This window comes from Streptomyces sp. WAC05292 (assembly GCF_003949955.1).
Lineage (GTDB): Bacteria > Actinomycetota > Actinomycetes > Streptomycetales > Streptomycetaceae > Streptomyces > Streptomyces globosus.
Window position 1 is genome coordinate 1 of sequence record NZ_RPSE01000186.1, and the last position, 11613, is coordinate 11613.

Annotated in this window: 8 protein-coding genes; 4 read left to right on the forward strand and 4 right to left on the reverse strand. The window is 72.4% G+C overall.

The window, feature by feature from the left end; all coding sequences use genetic code 11:
- Window positions 1-154 precede the first annotated feature (154 nt).
- From EF903_RS19485 to EF903_RS19495, 3 genes are all read left to right on the forward strand, one after another.
- Window positions 155-898, forward strand: coding sequence for a response regulator transcription factor (locus EF903_RS19485; RefSeq protein WP_125544905.1), 744 nt, complete (start codon window positions 155-157; stop codon window positions 896-898).
- 176 nt (window positions 899-1074) lie between these two features.
- Window positions 1075-2136 (forward strand): HAMP domain-containing sensor histidine kinase, encoded by a 1062-nt coding sequence (locus EF903_RS19490; RefSeq protein ID WP_125544917.1) that lies wholly within the window; start codon window positions 1075-1077, stop codon window positions 2134-2136.
- 258 nt (window positions 2137-2394) lie between these two features.
- A complete protein-coding gene (locus tag EF903_RS19495; RefSeq protein WP_125544907.1) occupies window positions 2395-6246 on the forward strand; it encodes a multifunctional oxoglutarate decarboxylase/oxoglutarate dehydrogenase thiamine pyrophosphate-binding subunit/dihydrolipoyllysine-residue succinyltransferase subunit in 3852 nt (1283 codons plus the stop codon).
- Window positions 6247-6351: 105 nt separating this feature from the next.
- On the opposite strand, the gene EF903_RS19500 is transcribed toward EF903_RS19495, so the two are convergent.
- Together EF903_RS19500 and EF903_RS19505 are read right to left on the reverse strand one after the other, a co-directional pair.
- A complete protein-coding gene (locus EF903_RS19500; protein ID WP_125544909.1) occupies window positions 6352-6552 on the reverse strand; it encodes a hypothetical protein in 201 nt (66 codons plus the stop codon).
- A gap of 104 nt (window positions 6553-6656) precedes the next feature.
- Window positions 6657-7007, reverse strand: coding sequence for a hypothetical protein (locus tag EF903_RS19505; protein WP_125544911.1), 351 nt, complete (start codon window positions 7005-7007; stop codon window positions 6657-6659).
- Between the two features lie 163 nt (window positions 7008-7170).
- On the opposite strand from EF903_RS19505, the gene EF903_RS19510 reads away from it, so the two are divergent.
- Entirely contained in the window at window positions 7171-8160 is a 990-nt protein-coding gene (locus EF903_RS19510) for a helix-turn-helix transcriptional regulator (RefSeq protein WP_125544913.1), read from the forward strand.
- A 45-nt stretch (window positions 8161-8205) separates the two neighbouring features.
- Here the strand turns inward: EF903_RS19510 and fxsT are convergent, their stop codons facing one another.
- Together fxsT and EF903_RS19520 are read right to left on the reverse strand one after the other, a co-directional pair.
- Window positions 8206-11211: an FxSxx-COOH system tetratricopeptide repeat protein gene (gene fxsT, locus EF903_RS19515; protein ID WP_125544915.1), complete on the reverse strand. Its 3006-nt coding sequence runs from the start codon at window positions 11209-11211 to the stop codon at window positions 8206-8208.
- A 64-nt stretch (window positions 11212-11275) separates the two neighbouring features.
- A partial coding sequence (locus tag EF903_RS19520) for an aKG-HExxH-type peptide beta-hydroxylase (RefSeq protein ID WP_260615622.1) occupies window positions 11276-11613 on the reverse strand: 338 nt, incomplete at its 5' end.

The window sequence follows — 11613 nt, forward strand, 5'->3', positions numbered from 1 at the left end:
CCCCCCAACCCATCCGGCATCCCCCGCCATATCCCCATTCCGACCGCATTCGGAATCAACGATTCCGGTGGTTTCGCTGTCTGAACCCCGCATAGCCGCAGGCCGGTGGCTCCTCTACGCTGCACCCCATCACGCGGATCTCCAGGGGCGGGACATGGAACAGACACACACCACCCACACCGGCGGCGCCGCGGCCACCCCAGGCGCACAGCGGCGCGTGCTCGTGGTCGAGGACGACCGCACCATCGCCGACGCCATCACGGCGCGGCTGCGCGCCGAGGGCTTCCAGGTGCAGGCGGCGTACGACGGCCCGGCCGCCGTGGCGGCCGCCGAGAGCTGGCAGCCCGAGCTGCTCGTGCTGGACGTGATGCTGCCCGGCTTCGACGGTCTCGAGGTGTGCCGGCGGGTCCAGGCACAGCGCCCGGTGCCGGTGCTCATGCTGACCGCGCGGGACGACGAGACCGACATGCTGGTCGGGCTCGGCGTCGGCGCCGACGACTACATGACGAAGCCGTTCTCGATGCGCGAGCTGGCCGCCCGGGTGCACGTCCTGCTGCGCCGCGTGGAGCGGGCCACGCTGGCTGCGCACGCGCCGCGCGGGGCCACGCTCCGGCTGGGCGACCTGGAGATCGACCACGCCCAGCGCCGGGTGCGGGTGCAGGCGGAGGACGTGCACCTGACGCCGACCGAGTTCGACCTGCTGGTGTGCCTGGCCGGGACGCCGCGGGCGGTGCTCTCCCGCGAGCAGCTGCTGGCGGAGGTGTGGGACTGGGCGGACGCCTCCGGCACCCGTACCGTCGACAGCCACATCAAGGCCCTCCGGCGGAAGATCGGGGCCGAGCGGATCCGCACCGTGCACGGCGTCGGATACGCCCTGGAGACCCCGGCGCAGGCGTGAGCGTCGGCCGCCCGGACAAGGGGCGCGGCACCGGCCGCTCCCGGCAGACCGCACGTGAGACCGCCCGGCGGGCCGACCGTCAGGCCGCCCAGCGGGCCTGCCGGCGAGCCACGCAGCGCGCCTGCCGGCGCGCCGCCCAGCGGGCCTCCCTCCAGGCCGACGCCCACAGCGGGGGCCTGCGCCCCTTCTCGCCCTTCTCGATCAAGACCAAGCTCGGGACGCTGGTCGTGGTCTCGGTCTTCATCACGACGGGGCTGCTGCTCGTGGCCCTGCGCACCGACACCGAGCTGCGGTTCATCACGGTCTTCTCCGTGATCGCCTCGATGCTGATCACCCAGTTCGTCGCGCACAGCCTCACGGCCCCGCTGGACGACATGACGCGCGTGGCGCGGGCGATCTCGCACGGGGACTTCACGCGCCGGGTGCGCGGGGCGGACCGCCGCGACGAGCTGGGCGACCTGGCCTCCACGATCAACCTGATGGCGGACGACCTGGAGGCGGTGGACCGGCACCGCCGGGAGCTCGTCGCCAACGTCTCGCACGAGCTGCGCACGCCGATCGCGGCGCTGCGGGCGGTGCTGGAGAACGTCGTGGACGGGGTCTCCGAGGCCGATCCGGAGACCATGCGGACGGCGCTGAAGCAGACGGAGCGCCTGGGCAGGCTGGTCGGGACGCTGCTGGACCTGTCCCGGGTGGACAACGGCGTGGTCCCGCTGCGGGCGCGGCGCTTCGAGGTGTGGCCGTACCTGTCGGGGGTGCTGAAGGAGGCGGGGCTGGCGGCGGCCGGCCGGCCGGGCCTGCTTTCCGGGTCGGGCGGCCACACCCGAAACGACGTCCACCTGCACCTGGACGTGTTCCCGCCGGGGCTGACGGCCTACGCGGACGCGGAGCGGCTGCACCAGGTGGTGGCCAACCTGATCGACAACGCGGTCAAGCACAGCCCGGCCCTGGGCCGGGTCACGGTCCGCGCCCGCGCCGGGGAGGCCCCCGGGAGCCTCGCGCTGGAAGTGGTCGACGAGGGGCCGGGGATCCCGGAGGCCGAGCGGCACCGGGTCTTCGAGCGGTTCAACCGCGGCAGCGCGAACGGCGGCGAGGGCGGCGACGGAGGGACGGGGCTGGGCCTGGCGATCGCCCGCTGGGCGGTCGAGCTGCACGGCGGCCGGATCCGCGTGGCCGAATCGGCACGGGGCTGCCGGATCCTCGTCAGCCTTCCGGGCGCCCCACAGGCGTCGCATTGACGTAGGGTTCGACCGGGAAGGACATGATCTCGGCCACACGTGCCCGGGGTCCGTCAGGGGTGCGAAGCCAGGGGGTCGCAACCCGGTTGGCGCATACCCGAACCAGGTTCGTTTCCCGCCATTCCGGGCTCTGAAACCCGCCGTTCGGTGTGACCTACATGACGTAAGTCCCGCCCGGCCTGCATCTCCCCGCCCGGGAGGCGTAGCCTTTATTCCCGCTGTCCATACCTTGTGAAGCGGAAGAGGGCGGTTGCCGCCGTGTCGCCACAGTCCCCCAGTAACTCGAGCACGACGACCGAAGCAGCAGAGGGCGGGAAGACCCCTGCCTCAGGCTTCGGCGCCAATGAGTGGCTCGTCGACGAGATCTACCAGCAGTACCTCCAGGACCCGAACTCGGTCGACCGGGCCTGGTGGGACTTCTTCGCCGACTACAAGCCGGGGGGCGCGAGCGCTCCCGCCAAGGCCGACGAGCCGGTGAGTACCCCGACGACGGATGGCGCCTCCGCACAGGCCTCCACCGCCGTCACCGCGCAGGCCTCCGACGCCGCCGCCACGGGGGCGGCGAGCGCCGCACCCGCCTCCGCCGCCGCACCCGCGCCTGTGTCAGCTCCTGCCCCTGCTCCTGCCTCCCCCTCTGGTGCCCCTGCTGTGACTGTCACCTCCCAGGCCTCGGCCGCCGCTCCGGCCGCGCCCGCCGCTCCCGCCGCCCCGAAGGCCGCGCCCGCCACCGAGGCCCCGTCGGGCCCCGAGCTGGTGACGCTCCGCGGCCCGGCCGCCGCGGTCGCGAAGAACATGAACGCCTCCCTGGACGTGCCGACCGCCACCTCCGTGCGCGCCGTCCCGGTGAAGCTGCTGTTCGACAACCGGATCGTCATCAACAACCACCTCAAGCGCGCCCGGGGCGGGAAGATCTCCTTCACCCACCTCATCGGCTACGCGATGGTGCAGGCCATCAAGGCCATGCCGTCGATGAACTACTCCTTCGCGGAGAAGGACGGCAAGCCGACCCTCGTCAAGCCGGAACACGTCAACTTCGGCCTCGCGATCGACCTGGTCAAGCCGAACGGCGACCGCCAGCTCGTCGTCGCGGGCATCAAGAAGGCCGAGACCCTCAACTTCTTCGAGTTCTGGCAGGCCTACGAGGACATCGTCCGCCGCGCCCGCGTCGGCAAGCTGACGATGGACGACTTCACCGGCGTCACGGTCTCCCTGACCAACCCCGGCGGCCTCGGCACCGTCCACTCGGTGCCGCGCCTGATGCCCGGGCAGTCCGTCATCATGGGCGTCGGCTCCATGGACTACCCGGCCGAGTTCCAGGGCACCTCGCAGGACACCCTGAACAAGCTGGGCGTCTCCAAGGTCATGACCCTGACCTCGACCTACGACCACCGGGTCATCCAGGGCGCGGCCTCCGGCGAGTTCCTGCGGATCGTCGCCAACCTGCTGCTCGGCGAGAACGGCTTCTACGACGACGTCTTCGAGGCGCTGCGGATCCCGTACGAGCCGGTCCGCTGGATGCGCGACATCGACGCCAGCCACGACGACGACGTCACGAAGGCGGCCCGCGTCTTCGAGCTGATCCACTCCTACCGGGTCCGCGGCCACGTCATGGCCGACACCGACCCGCTGGAGTACAAGCAGCGCAAGCACCCCGACCTGGACATCACCGAGCACGGCCTCACCCTGTGGGACCTGGAGCGCGAGTTCGCCGTCGGCGGCTTCGCCGGCAAGTCGATGATGAAGCTCCGCGACATCCTCGGCGTGCTGCGCGACTCGTACTGCCGCACCACCGGCGTCGAGTTCATGCACATCCAGGACCCGAAGCAGCGCCGCTGGATCCAGGACCGCATCGAGCGCCCGCACTCCAAGCCGGAGCGCGAGGAGCAGCTGCGGATCCTGCGCCGCCTGAACGCGGCCGAGGCGTTCGAGACGTTCCTGCAGACCAAGTACGTCGGCCAGAAGCGGTTCTCGCTGGAGGGCGGCGAGTCCGTCATCCCGCTGCTCGACGCGGTCATCGACTCCGCGGCCGAGGCCCGCCTCGAAGAGGTCGTCATCGGCATGGCCCACCGCGGCCGCCTGAACGTCCTCGCGAACATCGTCGGCAAGTCGTACGCGCAGATCTTCCGGGAGTTCGAGGGCAACCTCGACCCGAAGTCGATGCACGGCTCCGGCGACGTGAAGTACCACCTGGGCGCCGAGGGCACCTTCACGGGCCTCGACGGCGAGCAGATCAAGGTCTCGCTCGTCGCGAACCCCTCCCACCTGGAGGCCGTCGACCCGGTCCTGGAGGGCGTCGCCCGCGCCAAGCAGGACATCATCAACAAGGGCGGCACGGACTTCACCGTCCTGCCCGTCGCGCTGCACGGCGACGCGGCGTTCGCCGGCCAGGGCGTGGTCGCCGAGACGCTGAACATGTCGCAGCTGCGCGGCTACCGCACCGGCGGCACCGTCCACGTCGTGATCAACAACCAGGTCGGCTTCACCGCCGCCCCGGAGTCCTCGCGTTCCTCGATGTACGCGACCGACGTGGCCCGCATGATCGAGGCGCCGATCTTCCACGTGAACGGCGACGACCCGGAGGCCGTGGTCCGTGTGGCGCGGCTCGCCTTCGAGTTCCGCCAGGCGTTCAACAAGGACGTGGTCATCGACCTCATCTGCTACCGCCGCCGCGGCCACAACGAGTCGGACAACCCGGCGTTCACGCAGCCGCTGATGTACGACCTGATCGACAAGAAGCGCTCGGTGCGCAAGCTGTACACCGAGTCCCTGATCGGCCGCGGCGACATCACGCTGGAAGAGGCCGAGCAGGCGCTGCAGGACTTCCAGGGCCAGCTGGAGAAGGTGTTCGCGGAGGTCCGCGAGGCCGCCGCGCAGCCCGCGACCGGCATCCCGGGCACGGCGGAGAAGGCCGAGTTCCCGGTGGCCGTGAACACGGCGGTCTCCCCGGAGGTCGTCAAGCGGATCGCCGAGTCCCAGGTCAACGTCCCCGACGCGCACACCGTCCACCCGCGTCTGCTGCCGCAGCTGCAGCGCCGCGCGGCGATGATCGACGACGGCACCATCGACTGGGGCATGGGCGAGACCCTCGCCTTCGGCTCGCTGCTGATGGAGGGCACCCCCGTCCGCCTGTCCGGCCAGGACTCCCGCCGCGGCACCTTCGGCCAGCGCCACGCGGTGCTGATCGACCGGGAGACCGGCGAGGACTACACCCCGCTCCAGCACCTGTCGGACGACCAGGCCCGCTTCAACGTCTACGACTCGCTGCTGTCCGAGTACGCGGCGATGGGCTTCGAGTACGGCTACTCGCTGGCCCGCCCGGACGCGCTGGTGCTGTGGGAGGCCCAGTTCGGCGACTTCGTCAACGGCGCGCAGACCGTCGTCGACGAGTTCATCTCCTCTGCCGAGCAGAAGTGGGGCCAGACGTCCGGCGTCACCCTGCTGCTGCCGCACGGCTACGAGGGCCAGGGCCCGGACCACTCCTCGGCCCGCCCGGAGCGGTTCCTGCAGCTGTGCGCGCAGAACAACATGACGGTCGCCATGCCGACGCTGCCGTCGAACTACTTCCACCTGCTGCGCTGGCAGGTCCACAACCCGCACCACAAGCCGCTCATCGTCTTCACCCCGAAGTCGATGCTGCGCCTGAAGGCGGCGGCGTCGAAGGCGGAGGAGTTCACCAACGGCTCGTTCCGCCCGGTCATCGGCGACGCGACGGTCGACCCCAACGCCGTCCGCAAGGTCGTCTTCTGCGCGGGCAAGGTCTACTACGACCTGGAGGCCGAGCGGGTCAAGCGCGGTGACACCGAGACCGCCATCATCCGCATCGAGCGCCTGTACCCGCTGCCGGGTGCGGAGCTCCAGGCCGAGATCGCCAAGTACCCGAACGCGGCGAAGTACATCTGGGCCCAGGAGGAGCCGGCGAACCAGGGTGCCTGGCCGTTCATCGCGCTCAACCTGATCGACCACCTGGACCTGGCGGTCGGCGCGGACATCCCGGCGGGCGAGCGCCTGCGCCGCATCTCGCGGCCGCACTCCTCCTCCCCGGCGGTCGGCTCGGCCAAGCGCCACCAGGCGGAGCAGCAGCAGCTGATCAACGAGGTGTTCGAGGCGTAGCGCCGGACCCCGCAGCGCCCGAAGGCCCGGCCCCCGCTCTCGGGGGGCCGGGCCTTCGGGCGTGTCCGCCCGGCCCGCCCGCGGCGGCCGGCGGCAGGCGGTCGGTCACTGCCAGCCGAAGTCGTTGTCCGGCAGGCCCGCGCCGGCGCTCTGCCAGCCGAAGTCGTGCTTCGGGAGCGCGGCGGAGGAGATGCTGCGGGTGCCGGGGCCGTCGCCGGGGAGGGCGGCGAGACAGGAGCCGAGGGAGAGGGTTCCGGCGGCGAGGGCGGTGACCGCGGCGGCCTTGGCGATACGGGCGGCGTTCATGGCGAGGACCTTCCGGCAGGGGTACGGGTGGACGGATCCGGCCCGCGTCCCGCGGTGACGTGGCGCCGGTTCCTCCCGCCGGGGGCTGTCCCTCCCGGCGGGAACTACTCTCGCCGCAGGTCGAGGGGGGTGGAAGGCATTCCGGGTGGACCCAAGGGGCCATGTCCCAATGGGGCCAGCAGCGGCACTTCGGCCTTCAGCAGCGCCCAGCCGGACATGTCCCGGTGCTCCCGCAGCAGGCGCCGGCAGACGCCCGCGGCCCGTCCCTCCGCCTCATGCAGGGAGCGCGCGAGGAGGAACAGCCCGAGCACCGGGTGCGGCTGCGCGTACGGATGGGCGGTGACGTGCTCGACGCCCTCCCCGGACCGTGCGAGCGCCAGCACGCGGCGCGCCGCGTCGGCCGGCAGGGCGCACCCCTCCGAGGGGGCCCGGAACTGTGCGTGGATCAGATACATGGGCCCGAGCCTCCCAAATCAGGTGATCCCCAACCAGAGCTGTGAATTGGCCACTTGGGGCTTTGGACGGAAGGGGCCAACCGGCGGCCCGGCCGGCCGTCCGGCGCGGATTCCGTGTCATCATCATCTTTGAAGATCACTTCATCGGGGGGTGAAGGCGCGCATGTTGACCCTGCTGGGTCTCGACCAGACAACGGAAGCCGTCTACCGGGGGATGCTGACCCATCCCCACGAGGGTGTGGCCGGGCTCGCCGCCCGGCTGGGCCTGTCGGAGGAAGCCGTCCGCTCCGGCCTCGACCAGCTGAGCGAACTGGCCCTCGTCCGGCCCTCGTACGACCACCCGGGCCGCCTCCGCGCGGTCAGCCCGGACGTCGGCATGGAGCTGCTGCTCGCCCGGCAGCAGGCCGAGCTGGCGGCGCAGCAGCAGCGGATCGAGGCGTCGCGGGCCGCCGCGGCCCGGCTCATCTCGGAGTACGCGGACCTGCGGCCGGCGGCATCGGAGCCGGGTGTCGAGCAGCTGCTGGGGCTGGACCGGATCCGCGAGCGCCTCACGCTGCTGCACCGGGAGGTGCGGGAGGAGGTGATGGTGTTCGCCCCGGACGGCGAGCAGACCCCGGAGAACCTGGAGGCCTCGCGTCCGCTGGACGAGGCGCTGCTGCGGCGCGGGATCCGGATGCGGACGGTCTACCTGGACAGCGTCCGCAACAGCCCGCACACCGTGGCGTACGCGGAGTGGCTGGGCACGCTGGGCCGGCAGGCGCGGACGGCGCCCGTCCTGCCCCTCCGGATGATCATCACGGACCGGACCACGGCGGTGATCCCGGTCGACAGCGACGACACGGCGGCGGGTGCGGTCGTCCTGACCGGGCAGGGGACGCTGACCGCCCTGTGCGCGCTGTTCGAGAGCGTGTGGGAGGGGGCCAGGCCGTTCGGCGAGAAGGCGCGGCGGGACGACGAGAGCGGGCTGACGGACACCGAGGCGACCGCCCTGAAGCTCCTCGCGGACGGGTTCACGGACGAGGCCATCGCCAAGCGGCTCGGGGTCTCCCACCGGACGGCCCGCCGTGTCGCGACGGGCCTGATGGAGCGCCTGGGCGCACGCAGCCGCTTCGAGGCGGGCGTGCGCGCCGTGCGGCAGGGCTGGCTGGCCTGATCCCTCCCCGCCGCGACCCGCCCGCCGGCCCGCCCGCCGGTGTGCCTACGGCTGGGGCTCGAAGTCCCAGTAGGGGCGCATCTGCTGGCGGGCGGAGACGGTGTGGACGTGCTGCGGGCCGAGGGTGCGGGTCAGTGCCCGCAGGCCCGCGTCCTCGTGCTTGTGCGCCTCCGCGTCCTCCCGTACCGACCGCAGGTCGGCGGCGAGGGCGATCTGCGCGCTCAGGGTCATCGGGTGGTCCGGGCCGAGGACCTGCTCGCAGTTGCGGAGGGTCTCGCGGCCGAGTTCCAGCGCGTCGTGGAGCCGGCCGGTGATGTTGCGGTGCCCGGTGGCGTTGAGGGCGCAGCCCAGCGTCCACGGGTGGCGTTCGCCGACGGCGCCGCGCATGCCGACCAGGGCCTGCTCGGCGAGGTTCAGCGCCTCGACCCGCTCGCCCTGGGCGCGCAGGACGAGGGCGAGGTTGCCGACGGTGCCGATGCTGTAGGGGTGGGCGAGGCCGAGCTGGGTCTGGTAGCCGCGGACGACCTCCTCGGAGATCCGCCGGGCCTCGCCGATGTCCCCGTATTCGCGCAGGTAGGTGGCGTAGTCGGAGGCGACCATCAGGGTCCAGGGGAACTCGGCGCCGAAGACGCGCGTGGAGCGCTCCAGAACGCTGCGCAGCCGGGCGCCGGCGCCGGGGATGTCGCCGGAGCGGCGCAGGCACATGCCGAGGTTGTGTTCGGCGCGCAGGGTCTGCGGGTGGTTGGGGCCGAGGACCTGCAGGTGGAGTTTGAGGCCCTGTTCCTGGCGGGCCAGGGCTTCGCGGTAGCGGCCCATCAGGCGCAGGCCCATGGCGCAGCCGATCCCGGAGGAGAGGGTGGCGATGTGGCGGACGCGCAGGACGCGCTCGCGGCGGCGCAGGGTGTCGAGGTCGGTCTCGTACGCCTCCTGGTAGCGGCCCAGCAGGCGCAGGACGACGGCGACGTTGTTCTCGGCGTTGAGGGTGGTGGAGTCGTCCTCGCCGAGGAGTTCGCGGTAGCGGGCGAAGGCGTGTTCCAGCAGTTCCCGGGCCTGCTCGAACTTGGCGGTGCCGAGGAGGACGCCGGCGTAGGTGCTGGTGGCGCGGAGGGTTTCCAGGTCGCGGTCGCCGCGTTCGGCGAGCATGCGGTCGGCGACGGACCTGGCGAGGACCTCGGCGCGTTTGAAGTGGCCGAGCATGCGCAGGGCGCCGCCGTAGTGGTAGCTCAGCTCCCGGACCTGGTCGTGGTCGTCGCCGAGCATCGCCCGCCACTCGTGGTCGGTCTGCTCGGCCAGGCGCAGGCAGGTGCGGTACTCGCCGGCGAGCATGAGGTAGCGCAGGCAGTTCAGCAGGAAGTTCTGGATCCGCGGGTTGGTGCTGGTCAGGACGCCGGCGCTCTCCAGGTGCGGGATCAGCTCGGCGAAGCGGGGCCACAGCCGGGAGTCGGAGGGCCGGCCGGGGTCGGCGGCGGCGAGGACCTGGCGGACGGCGCGGGCGAGGGGGCGGGCCTCCTCCTCGGAGAGGTTCTCGCGGACGATGCCGTGGACCATGCGGTGGAGTTGGACGGTCTCCAGCCCGCCGCCGCCCTCCTCGACGGCGAGGTCGGAGTACTCGAGGCGGACGACGGAGAACTGGACGAGCTTGTTCAGGGCGGCGTTCCAGCGGATCTGGTCGTTGATGAGCCCGGCGAGCTGTTCGGGCGCGTCGTCGACGGGGAACTCGCGCAGCAGCCGCAGCGGGACGGGCCCGGGCGCGAAGAACACGAACAGGCGCAGCAGGGCGAGCGCGTCGGGGAAGTTCTCGCGGACGTTGTTGAGGAGTATGGCCAGGGCGGTGGGGAAGGGCAGCGGGTAGTCGTCGGAGACGGTGACGGCCTCGTGGGAGTCCAGGCGCCGGCGCAGCAGCCCCAGGTAGTCGCCGACGGTCAGGGGTGAGTCGGCGAGCCAGCCGGCGGTCTGGTCGAGGGCGAGGGGGTAGTCCTCCAGGGCTTCGGCGAGCTGGTCGGCCTCCTCGCCGGTCAGGCGGTGGGCGCGGCGGCGGATGAAGGTGATCGACTCGGGCCGGGCGTAGAGGGGGACCTCGACGAGGCTGGTGTGCCGGGAGGCCCATTCGCGGTTGCGGGAGGTGATGATGACGTCGCCGGCGCCGGAGGGCAGCAGGTCGGTGAGGTCGTCGGGGTTGTCGCAGCCGTCGAAGACCATCAGCCAGCGGTTGTACGGGGTCCCGCGCCGCAGTGCTTCGAGGACGGCCCGGATCTGCTCGCCGTAGCTGCCGGCGCCGCGCGGGAGGCCCAGTTCGGGGGCGAGGTCGGCGAGGCGTTCGCGGAGGGTGGGGCGGTCCTCGGCGGGGACCCACCAGACGACGTCGTACTCGGAGGCGAAGCGGTAGGCGTACTCGGTGGCGACCTGGGTCTTGCCGACGCCGGAAAGGCCGAGGAGGGTGACGATGGAGGCGCCGGGCGGGGCTTCGGCGAGGGCGGCGCGGAGCCTGCCGATGACGTCGTTGCGGCCGGTGAAGCGGGGGTTGCGGCGGGGGACGCGGCCCCAGATCTCGGGCGGGTCGTTGGGGAAGCGGGGGCCGCGGCGGCCGGTCTCGGTGCCGACGCGGTCGGTGGGCAGCTCCAGGCGGCGCAGGACGCGGTACTCGGCCTCGTACGCGTCGAGGCCCCACAGGTCGGTCTTCTCCAGGACGGCGACGGCGCTGGGCAGCGGGGCGTCGGTGAGGCAGACGGCGGCGAACCGGCCGGGGTGGTGGTCGTGGGCGGCCCGCAGGGCGGTGTTCCACTCCTGCTCGGAGTGGGTGCCGGCGGAGAAGTAGCGCTCGCTGAGGACGAGGAGGACGCGGCTGCCGCCGCGGGCGAGGTCGTCGAGGGCCTGGGTGAGGCCGCCGGCGGACTGGGGGTCCCAGCGCTGGAGGGCGACGCGGTGGCCGTGCTCCTCCAGGCGGTAGGCGATCCACACGGCCCAGGGCCGGTTGAAGCCGGCGAAGCTGATGACGAAGCGCTGCGGCCGCGCGGGGGCCGGGTCGCGTTCCTGCCGAATACCGGTGGTCATGCGGCCGTCTCCCTGGAATCCGGGCGGTGGACGGGGTTGAAAAGGTACCGCAGCCGACGGCCCGTCAGCCCTGTGTGTGCGGGGCGAGTTCGGGGTGTTGCGCGTACCAGGTGCGGCGGGCCCGGTCCACGGCGCGGCGGGCGGCGGCGTACCGGTCGCCGGGCGGCGGCAGCTCGTCCATGGTGCGCTCCGCCTCGGCCATCGCGTCGGTGAACTCGCGTCCCGCGATGGTCAGTCGGGGGTGGGTGCGCAGTTCGGGCAGGACGGCCGCGACCTGGGCGCGGATGCGGGCGTGGCGGGCCCAGGCGCCGCGGGCTCCGTAGAGGGCGGCGCGCTGCCAGTAGCCGGCGAGGGCCAGGTGGGCGTACGTGCCGTGGAGGAGGCCTTCCAGGGGGCGGGGGT

What these genes read in the sequence shown, in the direction of transcription:
- EF903_RS19510 (WP_125544913.1), top strand. Translation starts at nt 7,171, where the DNA reads ATGTTGACCCTGCTGGGTCTCGACCAGACAACGGAAGCCGTCTACCGG.
- fxsT (WP_125544915.1), bottom strand. Translation starts at nt 11,211, where the DNA reads ATGACCACCGGTATTCGGCAGGAACGCGACCCGGCCCCCGCGCGGCCG.
- EF903_RS19505 (WP_125544911.1), bottom strand. Translation starts at nt 7,007, where the DNA reads ATGTATCTGATCCACGCACAGTTCCGGGCCCCCTCGGAGGGGTGCGCC.
- EF903_RS19500 (WP_125544909.1), bottom strand. Translation starts at nt 6,552, where the DNA reads ATGAACGCCGCCCGTATCGCCAAGGCCGCCGCGGTCACCGCCCTCGCC.
- EF903_RS19485 (WP_125544905.1), top strand. Translation starts at nt 155, where the DNA reads ATGGAACAGACACACACCACCCACACCGGCGGCGCCGCGGCCACCCCA.